Here is a 16578-nt window from a genome sequence, read left to right as displayed (position 1 = left end):
GGGTGTTCATGCGTGCGGGCGACAAGGCGATGTTGATACCCGATCAGTACCCCTCTCCCTGTGGGCGCCCAGGAACGCGATCTAGGATCACTGCAGTTGCCTGGTCCGGGGGGAGGCGTCATGCGGAGGCGGAGACGTGGTCGGCTGCTCCGACTGCTGGTGACGCTGGTCGTGATCGCGTGCGCGGCCGGGTTGCTGGTGCACGTCGGTACGCCCGCGGCGCAGGGAGTGTCCATAGCGCCGCCATTTCTGACGGATAGTCAGGGGCGTGCGCTGATCCTCGACGGCCTGGACGCCGACGGCGGCAGCGCGGTGAGCTCCGGGCAGGCCGCGGCGGCCGAGTACAACGCGCTCGGCGACGACTACGCCCGCATCATGCTGAGTTGGAGCAGGGTCGAGCCCCGGCCCGGCCGGTACGACGACGCCTACCTGGCCGGGATCGTCCAGCGCATCGGCTGGTACGCGGCCCAGGGCGACCACGTCGTGCTGGCCATGGAGCAGGACGCCTACGGCCTGCCACCGGGCACGCCCGTCGCGCCCGCGACCGTCGACGCCGCGTCCACGCAGGCGGCCGACGAGTTCTGGGGCACCCGCGGCGACCGGCCCGACCTGCAGCAGCGCTACGCCGCCGCCTGGGTGCACATCGCCGACTACCTCGACCAGCGCGGGATGAAGGGCGTCGACCCGATCCTCGGCTTCGACCTGATCGACCGTCCCTGGGGCGGCTCCGTCCAGGGCGCGGCGTTCGAGTCCGGACCGCTGGCGCACTTCTACCAGCGCGTCATCGACGACATCCGTGCGGTCGACTCCGAGCGCTGGCTCTTCGTCGAGCCCGAGGCGGTCGCCACGGACTGGGGCCTGCCGAGCGCGCTGCCCGCGCTCACCGACCCCCGGTCGGGGGGCGCGCGGATCGGCTACGCGCCGCAGTTCTACCCGGCTCCGCTGGACCCGTCCGGCTCGTACAGCGGCACCAGCGCCTTCATGACGGACCGGGCGGCGGCGTCCTGGCAGATCCAGGTGGCCAGGACCGCGGCCCGGCTGGACGCGCCGGTGCTGGTCGGCGGCTGGACGGTGAACAGCAACGCCGTCGGCGCGCACCTCTACGTCGACCACACGCAGGCGCTGTTCGACCAGATGATGGTCGGCTCCGCGTACTGGAGCGCCGCGCCCGGCCCGTGGTCGCCCTGGGCCGCGCCCGGCAGGCAGGCGGACCTGGCGGGTGTGCTGCAGACCGCCTATCCCCGTGCGGTGGCCGGGGTGCCGGTGGAGTTCGACTACGACAAGGGCACGCTGGTCTTCACCCTCCAGTTCCGCGACGCGGCCGGGGTGACCGGCTCCACCGACGTCTACCTGCCGCCGTCGGACTTCCCGAACGGGCCGCAGATCGAGTTCGACGCCGCGTGCAGCTACACCTGGGACCCGGTGCGGCACATCCTGTCGCTCACCGAGAAGAAGCCCGTCCCCGGCACCCTGCACACGCTCCAACTGACCCCGTCGACGCCGACGCAGAACGTGGGTTGAGGTCTACCGCATGACGGACCGCCGCACCGAGCGGCCCGGCAGGGCGGCGGTGCGCCGCCCGTCGTCCAGCACCGCGACGCCGTCGACGAAGACGTACGGGATGCCGCGCGGCAGCCGCCGGGGCTGGTCGTAGGTGGCCTCGTCCGCGACCTCCGTCGGGTCGAAGAGGACCAGGTCGGCCCGCCACCCCTCGCGGACCTGCCCGCGGTCGTGCAGGCCCAGCCGCCGCGCCGGGGTCGCGGCCAGGTGCCGGACGCACTCCGCCAGCCCGAGCACGCCCAACTCGCCTACGTAGTGGCCGAGATAGCGTGGGAACGTGCCGTGGGCGCGGGGATGCGGCCGGTCGCCGACCAGCAGGCCGTCGCTGCCGCCGCAGTGCACCGGATGCCGCATGATCGCGCGCACGTTCGCCTCGTCGCCGACATGCTGGAGGATCGTCGTACCGAGGCCGTCCTCGACCAGCAGGCGCGTGAACGCCGCGAACGGCTCGACGCCGTCCCGCGCCGCAAGTTGACTGACCGTCAGGGAGACGCAGGAGCGCAGCGAGGCCGTGCGGACGCCGCTGACCTGCACGGTGTCCCAGTCGGCGACGACGCCGTGGCAGCCGTCCGAACCGTGCACCTCCAGGTCGGCGCGGATCCGGGTCAGTGCCGCCGGATCGCCGAGCCGGCGCAGGGTCTGCTCCGGTCCGCCCGCGGTCGCCCAACCGGGCAACAGCGCGGCCAGGGTGGTGGACCCCGGGAGGTAGGGGTAGCTGTCGAGAGTCAGGTCCACGCCGTTCGCGAGCGCCGCGTCGACCAGCGTCAGCAGCTCGCCCGCGCGGCCCCGGTTGACCTCGAAGTTCATGGTGGCGTGGGCCAGGTGCAGCGCGCAGCCGGAGGCGCCGGCCACCGCGACCATCTCCGCGTAGGCGTCGAGCGCGCCCGCGCCGTAGGAGCGGTGGTGCGGGCAGTAGTAGCCGCCGTACGCGGCCACCACCTCGCAGAGCGTGGTGAGTTCGGCGGTGTCGGCGTACATCCCCGGGGTGTAGGTCAGCCCGGACGACATGCCGACCGCGCCCTCGGTCAGCCCCTGCGCGAGCAGCCCGCGCATCCGCTGCAGCTCGGCGGCCGTCGCGGGGCGGTCCTCCCAGCCCAGGACGAGGGCGCGGAGCGTGCCCTGCGGGACGAGGTAGGCGGCGTTGACGGCGATGCCCTGGTCGAGCCGGTCCAGGTACTCGCCGACGGTGCGCCAGTTCCAGTCCAGATCGGCGGGGTCCGGATCGCCGTTCCAGCCGGCCAGCTGGCGGCGCAGCCCGGCCAGCGTCGTGTCGTCCACGGGTGCGTAGGAGAGGCCGTCCTGGCCCAGCACCTCCAGCGTCACGCCCTGGGCGACCTTGGCCTCGTGCCCGGGATCGGTGAGCAGTGCCAGATCGGAGTGCGCGTGCATGTCGACGAAGCCGGGCGCGAGCGCGAGTCCGTCCGCGTCGATCACCCGACCGTTGCCCGGTGCCGCGCCCGGCCGGGGACCGGGCGCGCCCTCGCGGTGCAGCCGGGCGATCTGGCCGCCCTCGGGGCCGTCGTCGAGGACGGCGTCGGCGCGGTAGGGCGCGCCGCCGCTGCCGTCGACGACGAGCGCGCCGCGCAGGACCGTTCGCATGGGGTGGGTGGCCGGGCTCAGAAGAAGGTGCGGATGTAGTCGACGACCGTCTGTCCGTCGGCGGAGACCTCGGGGATCAACTGCCACTTCTCGAAGGCCGTGCAGGGGTGGGACAACCCGAGAGCGAGCCAGTCGCCGACCTCCAGCGGGGCCGCGTCCGGGGCGAGTTCGACGAAGGCGTGCTGGTCGGACAGCTTGGTCACGGTCAGGCCGTCGGCCTTGCGCAGCAGCCCTGTCGGCGTGCGGATCTGCAGCGGGACCGGGAGGCCGAGGTCGTACGGCACGTCCCGCTTGCCCGCGTTCACCAGTGCGAGCCCCGGCTCGGGGCGGGAGACGACCTGCGCCCAGAGCTTCAGGGCGGGGAGGAAGTGCTCCGACTCGTCGGTGAGCGGGGTGATCCGGGCGTAGTGGAGGTGGTCGTGCGTGACGTACGCGCCGGAGCGCAACAGGCGCAGCACCGGACGGGAGAGTGTCAGCGCTTCCTCGGTCAGCGCGGCGGCGACCAGGTCGAAGTGCTCGCTGCCGCCCGCACTGACGACGATCTCGTCGGCGTCGGCGAAGTGCCTTGCCGCGTCGAAGCGGTGGGCCGTCGCCACCAGGTTCGCCATCCAGGCGGCCACGACCGTCCGGGCCGCGTCCACGTCGGGCAGCGTGCCCTCGTAGCCCGCGACGCCGACCAGCCGCAGCCGGCGCGAGGCGCGGACCGCCTGCGCCACCTCGTCCGCCTCCGCCGCCGTCCGCACGCCGGTGCGCGAGCCGGTCGCGCCCAGCTCGACCACCACGTCCATGCGGTGGCTGAGCGCCGCGTCCATCAGCTCGACGCCGCGCACCGAGTCGACGTAGCAGACGAACCGGAACTCCGGGTCCGCCGCCAGCTCGTCGCTCAGCCAGCGCAGCGCGGGCGCGTCGACCAGCTCGTTGCCGAGGAAGATCCGCTGGACGCCGAAGTGCCGGTACATCCGGACGTGCGAGGGCGTGGCCGCGGTGATGCCCCAGGCGCCGAGCTCCAGCTGACGCTGCATCAGCTGCGGGGCCAGCGGCGTCTTGCCGTGCGGAGCGTGGGCCAGGCCGTGGCGTGCTGCCCAGGAGGCCATCAGCTCCAGGTTGTGGGCCAGCGCCGTCGACTCAAGCGTGAGCAGGGGAGTGACGAAACCGTCCTCGAAGAGGTTCAGCTTGGCGTCCCGCATCCGGTCGACGGTCGTCGTCGACGTGCCCAGCGGCATGCCCTTGAAGCGCCAGTCGACAGCGGTCTCGCCCAGCGTGTCGAGCGCGGCCTGGTCCATGCCCATGAAGCGACTCCCTCGGATGCCGATGTGGTTGCACCGTGTGCAACATCCGTTGCATATCCTGCCTGACAGCAGTCCGTCGGAGTACCCCCAGAGCGCCGAGGAGCAAGCCGCATGAGCAGCAAGCGAGTGATCCGGACCGAGCACGCCCCGACCCCGGTCGCCAGTTTCTCGCAGGGCGTGGCCAAGGGCGGTCTGTTGCAGGTCGCCGGGCAGGTCGGCGCCGATCCCGCCACCGGCGCCCCCGTCGGCCCCGGCCTCACCGAGCAGGTCGAGCAGACGCTGCGCAACATCGGAGCCGTGCTCAGCGAGGGCGGCGCGAGCTGGGGCGACCTGGTGATGATGCGCGTCTACCTCACCGACACCGCGCACTTCGCCGAGCTCAACGCCGTGTACGACGCGTGGTTCGCCAAGGAGCTGCCGGACGGCGACGTCCCGGCCCGCACCACGGTCTACGTGGGCCTCCCGGCCGGTCTGCTGGTCGAGATCGACGCCCTGGCCGTGACCGACTGAGCGCGCGACTGCCCGCCGCGCTTCGTGAAGCACGGCGGGCAGGCTACGGCGGGCAGTCCTCCGTCCTGTGCCGCGTTACGGCATCGCGTGGACGAACGCGCCCTCGTTGGTGGCGAACTGGTTGCCGTTGCTGGCGTCCCAGGCGGTCGACCAGGTCATCACGCCGCCGATGGTCGGCCACGTGGTGCTGGGCTTGAAGGTGCCGCAGCCGGTGCCCTTGGCCAGGCAGTTCAGGGCGTTCTCGACCACGCTCGGCGCGACGTAACCGCTGCCCGCCGCGCTGCTCGACGCGGGGACGCCGATGCCGACCTGGTTCGGGCTCAGGCCCGCCTGGATCGCGGTGCAGGCGAGCGAGGTGATGAAGTCGACGCTGCCCTCGGAGTAGACGCCGCCGTCACAGCCGTTCATGGAACCCGAGTTGTAGTACTGGGTGTTCATGATCGTCAGGATGTCCTTCACCTGCAGCGCGGTGGCCAGGTAGTCGGACGAGGAGTTCAGCACGTCGATCGTCTGCGGGGCCATGGTCAGGATGAAGCCCGACCCCACCTTTGCTGCCAGCTGGTGCAGTGCCGAGGACATGTAGGTCGGGTTGAGCCCGTTCTCCAGGTCGATGTCCACGCCGTTGAAGCCGTACTGCTGGATGATCGAGTACGCGCTGTCCGCGAAGGCGGTGGCCTGCGCGGCGCTGGTGATAGAGATGGTGCCGTTCTGGCCGCCCACCGAGAGGATCACCTTGTCGCCGGCCGCCTGCTTGGCGGCGATGTCCGCCTTGAACTGCGCGTCGGTGTAGCCGCCGAGCTTGCTCTGCAGCGTCGGGTCGAGCGCGAAGGTGATGCCGCCGTCCCCGGCCGAGTCCGCGTTGGCGAAGGCCACCGCGATCAGGTTGTACTCCGGGTTGACGTCGGCGATCGTCTGGTCGGTCGCGCCGTTGTCGAAGTCCTGCCAGTAGCCGGTCACCCAGTGCTTCGGGTTGCCCCCGCCACCGCTGCCGGTCGCCGTGGACGTGGGGGTCGGCGTCGTGGCCGTGGCCGTCGGCGTCGGAGAGGAACTCGGGCTCGACGATGGGGACGCGCTGGCGCTCGGCGACGGGCTGCCGCTCTGCGTCGGGCTCGGGCTGGGACCGGCCGCGCCGCTCAGCACCACGTCGTCCGCGTAGTACGTCGACTCCCCGTACCAGCCGTGCAGGTAGATGGTGACGCTGCTGGTGGACGCCCCGGTGGTGAAGCTGGTGCTCAGCTGGTTCCAGGAGTTGGTGTTCGACCAGGTGCTGACGTCCGTGGTGCCGTCGCCCTGGGTGCCGAGGTAGGCGTACGGCCCGTTGACCCACGCGCTCAGCGTGTAGGACGAGTTGGGCTGGACGCTGATGGTCTGCGTGCACTGGGCGTCGTCGGAGGCGGTGGGGGTCGCCGCCAGCGCGTGGGAGCCGGAGTGGACGGTGGTCGTGGTGACCGCGGCGGTGCCGGGGTCACAGGTCCAGTTGGCCAGGGTCCCGGTCTCGAAACCGGGATTGACCACGAGGTTGGCGGTGGCGGCGGAGGCGCCGCCGCTCAGCGCGACCAGGCCGGTGAGGCCGAGTCCCAGCGCGGCCACGGAGGCCAGCGCGGCGTTCACAGTACGGGGGGATGGCATGGCGGTCTGTCCTCAACTGTGGGGGAAGCGGGGGAAGACAGGAAGTGAAACCCGCCACACAAGTTGGACTAGACCAGTTCTCCTGTCAAGAGGTCAGAAACGCGCTTAAGGCGTGGTTAAGGTCGCGGTGCGTAAGGAAATTGGCTGTTCAGTGCGGGTGACTGGGCCGCCGACCCGCATACATATGGTCCAGACCACAACTGGAGCGTTCGCTTCAGTCGGGGCCTGGACCAGTGGCGTGCAGAAATGCCCTCGCGACTCAGTCCTCGCTGGACTTCGCCCAGAGGTTGAGGTCCGCGTCGGTCGCGTAGCGATCGATTTCGGCCAATTCCTCGTCGCTCAGCGGAGCGCCCTGCACCGCGGCGACGTTCGACTCCAGCTGGGCCACCGAGGAGGCTCCGATCAGCGCCGAGGTCATCCGCGGGTCGCGCAGCAGCCAGCTCAGCGCCAGCTGGGCCAGCGACTGGCCGCGTCCGGCCGCGATCTCGTTGAGGCCGCGCAGCTTGGCGAGCGTCCGCTCGTCGATGGACGCCGGATCCAGCGACTTGCCCTGCGCCGCACGCGAGTCGGCGGGGACGCCGTGCAGATAACGGTCCGTCAGGATGCCCTGGGACAGCGGCGCGAAGCCGATGCAGCCCGCGCCCTCGGCCTCCAGCGTGTCCAGCAGGGAGTCGTCCTCGATCCAGCGGTTCAGCATCGAGTAGGACGGCTGATGGATCAGCAGCGGGACGCCCAGGTCGCGCAGGATCGCGGCGGCCTCGCGGGTCTTCTCGGCGCTGTAGGAGGAGATGCCGACATAGAGCGCCTTGCCCTGCCGGACGGCGGACGCCAGCGCGCCCATCGTCTCCTCCAGTGGCGTCTCCGGGTCGAACCGGTGCGAGTAGAAGATGTCGACGTAGTCGAGGCCCATCCGCGTCAGCGACTGGTCCAGGCTGGCGGTCAGGTACTTGCGCGAGCCCCACTCGCCGTACGGGCCGGGCCACATGTCGTAGCCCGCCTTGGTCGAGATCACCAGCTCGTCGCGGAACGGTCGGAAGTCGGCCGCCAGGTGGCGGCCGAAGTTGGCCTCGGCCGAGCCGTACGGCGGGCCGTAGTTGTTGGCCAGGTCGAAGTGGGTCACGCCCAGGTCGAACGCCCGGCGCAGGATGGCACGCTGGGAGGCGAGCGTCCGGTCGTCGCCGAAGTTGTGCCACAGGCCGAGCGAGATCTCGGGCAGCTTGAGGCCGCTGCGGCCGGTCCGGCGGTACTTCATCGAACCGTCGTAGCGGTTCTCGGCAGGCCGGTAGGGAGCGGGGATCATGGGGGCCTCTCCGTGGGTTTTGTCTCCTCACGGAACATTAACCGGTGGGGAGTAGGGTGGCCCCGCACCGGCGAGCACACGGAGGGGCCGACATGGATCTCGGAGGATGGGTCCGGCGTTCCCCGCTGCTCCGGAACGTCGTCTACGGCCTCTACGGATACCGCGTCGAGGCGCATCTGGACCGCAGGCGCGGGCCGCGCCACGTCGGGGTCATGCTCGACGGCAACCGCCGCTGGGCCCGCGCGGCGGGCATGTCGACGGCGGACGGGCACCAGACCGGCGCGGACAAGATCCCGGAGTTCCTCGGTTGGTGCGAGGAGACCGGCGTCGAGGTGGTCACCCTGTGGCTGCTGTCCACGGACAACCTGACCCGGCCGGCCGAGGAGCTGGTGCCGCTGCTCGGCATCATCGAGGAGGCCGTCCGCGGTCTCGCCGCCTCCGGCCGCTGGCGGGTCCACCCGGTCGGCGCGCTGGATCTCCTGCCGGAGTCGACGGCGTCGGTGCTGAAGGCGGCGGACCAGGACACCGCGGACCACAAGGGCCTGCTGGTCAACGTGGCCGTCGGCTACGGCGGTCGGCACGAGATCGCCGAGGCGGTGCGGAAGCTGCTCCAGGAGCAGGCAGCGGCGGGGACGCCGCTGGAGCAGGTCGCCGAGATGATCGACGTCGAGCAGATCGCCCGCCACCTCTACACCAGCGGCCAGCCGGACCCGGACCTGGTCATCCGCACGTCGGGTGAGCAGCGGCTCTCCGGCTTCCTGCTGTGGCAGTCGGCGCACTCGGAGTTCTACTTCTGCGAGGCGTACTGGCCGGCCTTCCGCAAAGTCGACTTCCTCCGCGCCCTCCGCGACTACGCCGCCCGCAACCGCCGCTACGGCGGCTGATTCCCGCTCAGGGCACGTTGGGGACGTCGCACCACGTCGGGGACCCGCGCGACGCGCCCCCGAAGCATGACGGCATGGTGAAGATCCGTCGACAACCGCATGCGTCCTGCATGGAATGAGACGCCTGGGGAATAACCGGAGTCAGACCGTGACCTCGGCCATCGGGGCCGAGGGCGACGGTGAACCGCGGGTGGCAGCGGGCCACTCGCCCGGGAGGCCCTGTGGTCAGTTCGAAGAGCCGCCGGAGTACGCACGACCGGCGCACGTACGTCCTCGACACCAGTGTCCTGCTGGCTGACCCGAGCGCCATGACCAGGTTCGAGGAGCACGAGGTCGTGCTTCCCGTGGTCGTGGTGACCGAGTTGGAAGCCAAGAGGCACCACCCTGAGCTCGGCTACTTCGCCCGGCAGGCGCTGCGTCTGCTGGACGACTACCGGGTCCGCTACGGCCGGTTGGACGCCCCGATCCCGGTGGGCGAACTCGGCGGCACGATCAGGGTCGAGCTGAACCACACCGACCCCGCCGTCCTCCCCGCCGGATACCGGCTGGGAGACGCCGACACCCGGATCCTCGCCGTGGCGAGGAACCTCCAGGCCGAGGGGTTCGACGTCACCGTCGTCTCCAAGGACCTGCCGCTGCGCGTCAAGGCCTCCTCCGTCGGCCTGTTGGCCGAGGAGTACCGCGCGGAGCTGGCCATCACCTCCGGTTGGACCGGAATGTCCGATCTGGCCGTCAGTGCTGAGGAGGTTGACGGCCTGTTCACGGGCGATCCGATCGACATCCCGGCGGCGCGGGAGCTCCCCGTGCACACCGGGTTGGTGATCACCTCCGAGCGCGGGCGCGCGCTGGGACGGGTGACCGCCGACGGTCGGGTCCGGCTGGTGCGCGGTGACCGCGAGGCCTTCGGGCTGCGCGGGCGCAGCGCGGAGCAGCGGGTGGCGCTGGACCTGCTGCTGGACCAGGAGGTGGGGATCGTCTCGCTGGGCGGTCGGGCCGGCACCGGCAAGTCCGCGCTGGCGCTCTGCGCGGGTCTGGAGGCCGTGCTGGAGCGGCGTCAGCACCGCAAGGTGATGGTCTTCCGGCCTCTCTACGCGGTCGGCGGGCAGGAGCTGGGCTACCTCCCGGGCTCCGAGTCGGAGAAGATGAGCCCCTGGGCTCAGGCCGTCTTCGACACCCTCTCCGCGGTGACCACCCCGGACGTGATCGAGGAGGTGCTCTCCCGCGGGATGCTGGAGGTACTGCCGCTCACTCACATCCGCGGGCGCTCGCTGCACGACGCCTACGTCATCGTCGACGAGGCGCAGTCGCTGGAACGCAACGTCCTGCTGACCGTTCTGTCCCGAATCGGGCAGGGTTCGCGGGTCGTGCTCACCCACGACGTCGCGCAGCGCGACAACCTGAGGGTTGGTCGGTACGACGGGGTTGTGGCCGTCGTGGAGAAGCTGAAGGGGCATCCGCTCTTCGCCCACGTGACGCTCAACCGTTCGGAGCGTTCGCCGATCGCCGCACTGGTGACCGAGATGCTGGAGGACATTCAGCCCTAACCACCTGAAGCGCCCGAAGCAGCTGAGGCGGCCTCAAAACCGCCGAACCGCATGTCAGTCGCCCATAACCCCTGTGCCCTCCCGGTTCCGCGCCGGGAGGGCACAGCAGCGTAACGATTCGTCATCTGTCAGGCGAGTGACTGGCGTGAATTGGTGGCTCAATGAGCCATGTGAGCTTCGCCACGCAGAGGGGAATTGCGCTTGCGCGCCGCCGTGCGGCAGTGTGTGGGATCTGTCAGGCCCTGCGTGCGGCACGACTTGCAAGCGGAACATGCACCATCCGCTCGCAATCCACACACAACAACTGAACATCGTGAGGCCGCACGCCGCCCGATTTTGAAACGTGCTCCGGGAAACCGGGGCGCGAGCGGGCCCGCGTCTTCCGTGACCAGTGCACCGGGGAGGCCAGCGTCAAGGGCGGGGTTCGTCCGTTCGGTCACCACGCGGGCGACGCTGGAAGGAAACCATGTGAACCGGATTTCGGTTCGGGGGATGGCCGTGGCCTCCGCCACTGCCGTGACTGCCGTCGGCGCCGTTGTCGGCGTCGCCTCGGGTGAGGCGAAGCCTGCCCAGGTGTCCGACGTCGCAGGCTCGACCCTCCTCTCCGCAATCCCGTCGGGCAACTCGGCTCAGGTCGTCAGTGACAACCTGTACCGCCAGAGTGACGCCCAGCAGGCAGCGGCCACTGTCACCGCACAGAAGGTCGCCGCCCAGGAAGCCCGCCTGCAGGCCGCCAAGACTGCCCACGCCAAGGCGGAAGCGGAGGCCGCAGCGGCTGCTCGTGCCGCCGCCGCGGCAGCGCAGGAGGCCGCCAGCCGCGAGGCTGCGGCGCAGCGTGCCCAACTGGTCTCCTACAGCCCCGGCTCCGTCCAGGCGCTGGCCGCGTCGATCATCGGGAGCACCACCCAGTTCGAGTGCTTCAGCCAGATCGTCACCCGTGAGAGCGGCTGGAACTACCAGGCGACCAACGCGTCATCCGGCGCGTACGGCCTGGTCCAGGCGCTGCCCGGCGACAAGATGGCCTCTGCCGGCGCCGACTGGCAGACGAACCCGGCCACGCAGATACGGTGGGGCCTGAACTACATGAACTCCCGCTACGGCAGCCCCTGCGGCGCGTGGTCCTTCTGGCAGGCCCACAGCTGGTACTGATCCGGTCCAGCCGGCGTTGCCGGTTCCGGCCTGGCGCTGAACGTGTGGAAGCCCCCGATCCCTGTCCGATCGGGGGCTTCCTACTTCTCCCACGGAGAGGCCGCGTGTGCGGGACGGCCTCGTGAACCACCGTCCCCGCGCCCCAGCAGGGCTAAACCTCTTTCTCCTGATTTGTCCGAAAGATTTTGATCTGATCCCCGACATCTCCCTGATGTCTCCCCGATCCACGGGTGCCGTTGCCCCGGTGACCCGCTGCACCCGGTAGCGTTCGAGGCCGTACCGACAGGTGCGACACAGGCATGTGCGACACCGGTACGTGCGACAGGGAGAAGGGGCGGACGGAATGACGGGCGAGGGCGGCGGATGGTCGGCGTTGATCGGGCGTCTCGCCCGTAGGCGCGCCGAGGCCGAGGCGTCCCCGCAGCCGGACCCGGTCGTCCACGTCCCGATCGAGCCGCACCCGATCGAGGTGCGCGCGGCCGAGCCGCATCCGATCCCGGTGCCGGCCGCCTCGGTCGAGGGCACTGCGGACGGATCCGGCGGGCTGCCCGCGGGCGCGGTGAACGGCGCCAACGGCGGCGTGAACGGCGGCGTGACCGGTGGCGTCAACGGCGGCGCGGTGAACGGCGGCGTCAACGGCGGCGTGAACGGCGGCGCGGTGAACGGCCAGCCGCCGTATCCGGCGCGCCCCGCGCACCCCTCCGAGGCCGTCCCGTGGACGCTGCGGGTGGCCGCCGAGGGCATCGCGCGCCTGCTGATCGTCGGCGCGGGCCTGTACTTCCTGTTCCGGATCATCGGCACGCTGCGGATCGTCGCCTTCGCCTTCGTCGCGGCGCTGCTGATCAGCGCGCTGCTGCAGCCGACCGTCTCGTGGTTCCGCCGCCACGGCGTCCCCCGCGGCCTGGCCACCGCGATGACCTTCCTCGGCGGGCTGATCGGCATCGCGCTGGTCGCCTGGTTCGTGGTCTGGCAGGTCAGCACCAACCTCAACCAGGTCACCGACCACGTCCAGACCGGCATCCTGCAGATCAAGCACTGGCTCGAGACCGGGCCGATGCACCTCACCGACAAGCAGATCAACGAGTTCGCCAACCAGCTGACCAAGGTCGTGGGCACCAACAGCGACCAGATCACCTCGTTCGGCTTCTCCACGGTCGGCATCGTGGTGGAGATCGTGACCGGCGTCTTCCTGGCCGCCTTCTGCACGTTCTTCCTGCTCTACGACGGCGAGCGGATCTGGGGCTGGACGCTCCGGTTGCTGCCGCTGCGCTCCCGCATGGCGATGTCGGGCGCGGGCCCGCGCGCGTGGGCGACGCTGACCGCGTACGTGCGCGGCACGGTGATGGTCGCGTTCATCGACGCGGTGTCGATCGGTATCGGGATCTACCTGCTGGGCGTCCCGCTGGCGATGCCGATCGCGGTGATCATCTTCCTCGGCGCGTTCGTCCCGCTGGTGGGCGCGCTGGTGACGGGGACCATCGCGGTCCTGATCGGCCTGGTGACGCACGGGATCGTGACTGCGGGGCTGGTCCTGGCCATCCTGCTGGGTGTCCAGCAGATCGAGGGCCACCTGCTCCAGCCCCTCATCCTCGGCCGCGCGGTCCGGATCCACCCGCTCGCGGTGATCCTCGCAGTGACCTGCGGCTCGATCGTCGGCGGCATCGGCGGGGCGATTGTCGCGGTCCCGCTGGTGGCTGTCACCAACACCACGGTCGGCTACCTCCGCCAGCGCTACCACGTCGACGAGGACATCCGCGCGGCGCTGAGCGCTGCGGCGAGCGAGTAGTTGTTCGCAGAGGGATCGTTGCAAACGTCAGGGGCGCGGGGAACTGCGCGACAAGCCACCCCTGTGTGGTGACTCATCGAACGAACAGGGCCATCCGCATTGGGTGGTTGCTCGCGCAGTTCCTCGCGCCCCTAAGGAAGTTGCAGCTTCCTGTCAGCGTCAGGCCAGGCGGCCTTCGGCCTCCAGCGTCACGCCGACGGCCTGGACGACCGCGGCGATCTTGACTGCGGCCTGGACGACCTCGCGGTCGACGCCCGCGGCGCGCAGCACCTGCTCGTGGGAGTCCAGGCACTGCCCGCAGCCGTTGATCGCCGAGACGGCCAGGGACCAGAGCTCGAAGTCGACCTTCTCCACGCCCGGGTTGCCGATGACGTTCATCCGCAGGCCGGCCCGCATCGTGCTGTACTCCTTGTCGGAGAGCAGATGCAGCGTCCGGTAGTAGACGTTGTTCATCGCCATGATCGCCGCCGCGGCCTTCGCCGCCTCGTACGCCTCAGGCTTGAGGTTGGCGCGGGCCTCCGGCTCCAGCTCGGCCAGCACCCGCTCGCTGCGCGAGGCGATCGCGCAGGCCAGGACCGTGCCCCAGAGCTGCTGCTCGGGCAGGTCCGCGTTGCCGATGACCGAGCCCAGGTTGAGCTTGAGGTCCTTGGCGTAGTCCGGGAGGGCTGCCTTCAGTTCGTCGAGTGCCATCGACTACCTGCTCACTCGGCCGCGAGCAGCGCGCCCGCGTCCAGGGTCTGCTCGCCCTTGTTCCAGTTGCACGGGCACAGCTCGTCGGTCTGCAGCGCGTCGAGGACCCGGAGGACCTCCTTGGGGTTGCGGCCCACAGAACCTGCGGTGACCATCACGAACTGGATCTCGTTGTTCGGGTCGACGATGAAGACCGCGCGCTGGGCGGTGCCGTCCGCGCCCTCGACGCCGCAGTCGCGCATCAGCTCGTGCTTGATGTCGGCCAGCATCGGGAAGGGCAGGTCGCGCAGGTCCTTGTGGTCCTTGCGCCAGGCGTGGTGCACGAACTCGGAGTCGCCGGAGACGCCGAGGATCTGGGCGTCGCGGTCGGCGAACTCGTCGTTCAGCTTGCCGAAGGCGGCGATCTCGGTCGGGCAGACGAAGGTGAAGTCCATCGGCCAGAAGAACACCACGCGCCACTTGCCCTCGTAGGACTTGTGGTTGATGGCCTCGAACTCATTGCCGGACTCGATCGAGACGCAGGCAGTGAGGTCGTACTCGGGGAACTTGTCGCCGATGGTCAGCACGGAGGGGTCTCCTCAGGGGGTTGCGTGACGTACCCCGCCAACCTCGCACAACCGGCTTTGATCAGGGAAATAGCTACAATCGAACCCGTTGATCGGAGGAAGCTATCAGTAAGACCCCCAGCGTGGCCCAGCTGCGCGCGTTCGTGGCGGTGGCCGAGCTCCGGCACTTCCGCGAGGCGGCGGCCTCGCTGCGGATGAGCCAGCCGGCGTTGTCCGGAGCCGTCGCGGCGCTCGAAGAGGCGCTCGGCGTCCAGCTGGTGGAGCGCACCACCCGCAAGGTCATCATCACACCCGTCGGCGAGCGTGTCGCCGTCCGGGCGCGGTGCGTGCTCGGCGAGCTCAACGCGCTGACGGAGGAGGTCGACGCCGCACGACGCCCGTTCACCGGGCCGCTGCACCTCGGCGTGATCCCGACGATAGCGCCCTACCTGCTGCCCACCGTGCTGCGGCTGGCCCGCGACCACTACCCGGACCTGGACCTGCACGTCCACGAGGAGCGCACCCACCAGCTGGTCGACGGGCTGCAGTCCGGTCGGCTCGACCTGCTGCTGCTCGCGCTGCCCGGTGGCGCGGGGCTGGTCGACATCCCCCTCTACGACGAAGACTTCGTGCTGGTCACCCCGCCCGACCACGAGCTCGCCGGACGCGTGGACGTGCCGCGCGACGTGCTGCTCGACCTCGACGTGCTGCTGCTGGAGGAGGGCCACTGCCTGCGGGACCAGGCGCTCGACCTCTGCCGTGAGGTCGGTGCGGAGCCGGGCGCGACGCGGGCGGCGGGGCTGTCGACGCTGGTGCAACTGGTCGCGGGCGGCCTCGGGGTGACGCTGCTCCCGGCCACGGCGGTGCAGGTGGAGACCGGACGCGCGTCGGGGCTGGCCGCGACCCGGTTCAGTGATCCTCCGCCGGGGCGGCGAATCGGCCTGTCGCACCGCAACTCGTCGCCGCGCACGGCCGAGTACGAGCGCTTCGCCGAGTCGTTGCGTGTCGCGGTGCGCGAACTCCCGGTCCGGATCATCGAGCCGTAGGCTGCCGGGCAGACAGCGATGCGGCGGCAGCGATGTGGAGGCAGCGATGATCTGGAGGAACCGGCATGAGCAACCTCGACGTTAAGCCCCAGCCCACGCTCTGCGGCGGACGTGAGGACGTCTCCGCGCAGCCCGTCCGGGAGCTGCTGACCGGCAAGCCGGTCCAGCTCGGCGAGAGCACGGTGGTCCGCCGGCTGCTGCCGAACCTGGGTCGGCGCATGATCGGTGCGTGGTGCTTCGTCGACCACTACGGTCCCGACGACATCGAGCACGAGTCCGGCATGCGGGTCGCACCGCACCCGCACATGGGCCTGCAGACGGTCAGTTGGCTGCACGAGGGATTCGTCGAGCACCGCGACAGCCTCGGGTCCGTGCAGACCGTGCACCCGCGCGAGCTGGGCCTGATGACGGCGGGTCACGCCGTCTCCCACTCCGAGAGCTCGCCCAAGGCGCACGGAAAGTGGCTGCACGGAGCGCAGTTGTGGGTGGCGCTGCCGGACGGCGACCGTTTCACCGAGCCGAGCTTCGACCACCATCCGCAGCTGCCCCGGGTCCAGGGCCAGGGCGTGGACGCCACGGTGATCCTCGGCAGCCTGGACGGCGCGACCTCCCCGGGCCGGACCTTCACGCCGCTGCTGGGTGCCGACCTCACCATCGCCGCCGGCGCGGAGGCCCGACTCCCGCTCCAACCCGACTTCGAGTACGCGGCCCTGGCCATGTCCGGAGCCGCCGAGGTCGACGGCGTCCGGATCGAGCCCGGCTCGCTGCTCTACCTCGGCTGCGGTCGCCGCTCCCTCCCGCTGCGCGCGGACGACGGTCCGGCGAGCGTGATGCTGCTGGGCGGTGAGCCCTTCGCCGAGAAGCTGGTCATGTGGTGGAACTTTGTCGGCCGCTCGCACGAGGAGATCGCCGCCGCCCGCCAGGACTGGATGGCCGGCGACCGCTTCGGCGAGGTCCACGGCTACGACGGCCACCCGATCCCGGCCCCCGAACTCCCGTCCCTCCGCCTCAAGCCGCGCGGCCGCGAGCGCTGACCGACGAGGTGGG

The 16578-nt window shown here is 70.6% G+C and carries 14 protein-coding genes; 8 read left to right on the top strand and 6 right to left on the bottom strand.

Going from position 1 to position 16578, the window contains the following annotated elements; genetic code table 11:
• Positions 1–120 precede the first annotated feature (120 nt).
• Complete coding sequence (locus tag ABH928_RS02280) at positions 121–1521, top strand: cellulase family glycosylhydrolase (RefSeq protein ID WP_370061322.1); 1401 nt, start codon at positions 121–123, stop codon at positions 1519–1521.
• Positions 1522–1524: 3 nt separating this feature from the next.
• Here ABH928_RS02280 and ABH928_RS02275 read toward each other — a convergent pair whose 3' ends face one another.
• Positions 1525–3159 carry an amidohydrolase family protein gene (locus ABH928_RS02275; RefSeq protein ID WP_370061320.1) on the bottom strand — a complete coding sequence of 545 codons (1635 nt, stop codon included), beginning with the start codon at positions 3157–3159 and terminating at the stop codon, positions 1525–1527.
• A gap of 17 nt (positions 3160–3176) precedes the next feature.
• Positions 3177–4442, bottom strand: a complete 1266-nt coding sequence (locus ABH928_RS02270; RefSeq protein WP_370061869.1) for an alanine racemase — start codon at positions 4440–4442, stop codon at positions 3177–3179.
• A 117-nt stretch (positions 4443–4559) separates the two neighbouring features.
• Here ABH928_RS02270 and ABH928_RS02265 point away from each other — a divergent pair, with 117 nt between their 5' ends.
• A complete protein-coding gene (locus ABH928_RS02265) occupies positions 4560–4958 on the top strand; it encodes a RidA family protein (RefSeq protein WP_370061318.1) in 399 nt (132 codons plus the stop codon).
• 75 nt (positions 4959–5033) lie between these two features.
• Here ABH928_RS02265 and ABH928_RS02260 read toward each other — a convergent pair whose 3' ends face one another.
• Both ABH928_RS02260 and mgrA read right to left on the bottom strand, forming a co-directional pair.
• Positions 5034–6587 (bottom strand): chitinase, encoded by a 1554-nt coding sequence (locus ABH928_RS02260; protein ID WP_370061316.1) that lies wholly within the window; start codon positions 6585–6587, stop codon positions 5034–5036.
• Between the two features lie 259 nt (positions 6588–6846).
• Positions 6847–7887 carry an L-glyceraldehyde 3-phosphate reductase gene (gene mgrA / locus ABH928_RS02255; RefSeq protein WP_370061314.1) on the bottom strand — a complete coding sequence of 347 codons (1041 nt, stop codon included), beginning with the start codon at positions 7885–7887 and terminating at the stop codon, positions 6847–6849.
• A gap of 92 nt (positions 7888–7979) precedes the next feature.
• Here mgrA and ABH928_RS02250 point away from each other — a divergent pair, with 92 nt between their 5' ends.
• The 4 genes from ABH928_RS02250 (at position 7980) to ABH928_RS02235 (ending at position 13250) form a co-directional block, all read left to right on the top strand.
• Entirely contained in the window at positions 7980–8771 is a 792-nt protein-coding gene (locus tag ABH928_RS02250; protein WP_370061312.1) for an isoprenyl transferase, read from the top strand.
• 221 nt (positions 8772–8992) lie between these two features.
• On the top strand, positions 8993–10315 hold the full coding sequence (locus tag ABH928_RS02245) for a PhoH family protein (protein ID WP_370061310.1): 1323 nt from the start codon (positions 8993–8995) through the stop codon (positions 10313–10315).
• 492 nt (positions 10316–10807) lie between these two features.
• Complete coding sequence (locus ABH928_RS02240) at positions 10808–11464, top strand: lytic transglycosylase domain-containing protein (protein ID WP_370061308.1); 657 nt, start codon at positions 10808–10810, stop codon at positions 11462–11464.
• A gap of 343 nt (positions 11465–11807) precedes the next feature.
• Complete coding sequence (locus ABH928_RS02235; protein ID WP_370061306.1) at positions 11808–13250, top strand: AI-2E family transporter; 1443 nt, start codon at positions 11808–11810, stop codon at positions 13248–13250.
• A 159-nt stretch (positions 13251–13409) separates the two neighbouring features.
• Here ABH928_RS02235 and ABH928_RS02230 read toward each other — a convergent pair whose 3' ends face one another.
• Together ABH928_RS02230 and ABH928_RS02225 are read right to left on the bottom strand one after the other, a co-directional pair.
• Positions 13410–13940: an alkyl hydroperoxide reductase gene (locus ABH928_RS02230; RefSeq protein ID WP_370061304.1), complete on the bottom strand. Its 531-nt coding sequence runs from the start codon at positions 13938–13940 to the stop codon at positions 13410–13412.
• An 11-nt stretch (positions 13941–13951) separates the two neighbouring features.
• A complete protein-coding gene (locus ABH928_RS02225; RefSeq protein ID WP_370061302.1) occupies positions 13952–14506 on the bottom strand; it encodes a peroxiredoxin in 555 nt (184 codons plus the stop codon).
• A 122-nt stretch (positions 14507–14628) separates the two neighbouring features.
• Between ABH928_RS02225 and ABH928_RS02220 the strand changes: the two genes are divergently transcribed.
• Together ABH928_RS02220 and ABH928_RS02215 are read left to right on the top strand one after the other, a co-directional pair.
• Positions 14629–15531 (top strand): LysR substrate-binding domain-containing protein, encoded by a 903-nt coding sequence (locus tag ABH928_RS02220; protein ID WP_370061300.1) that lies wholly within the window; start codon positions 14629–14631, stop codon positions 15529–15531.
• 65 nt (positions 15532–15596) lie between these two features.
• On the top strand, positions 15597–16565 hold the full coding sequence (locus ABH928_RS02215; RefSeq protein ID WP_370061298.1) for a pirin family protein: 969 nt from the start codon (positions 15597–15599) through the stop codon (positions 16563–16565).
• The last annotated feature ends 13 nt before the right edge of the window (positions 16566–16578 follow it).

The organism is Streptacidiphilus sp. MAP5-3 (assembly GCF_041262505.1).
Taxonomy (GTDB): Bacteria; Actinomycetota; Actinomycetes; order Streptomycetales; family Streptomycetaceae; genus Streptacidiphilus.
Note: the sequence above shows the minus strand (reverse complement) of the source record. Positions and strands in the feature narration are given on the sequence as shown.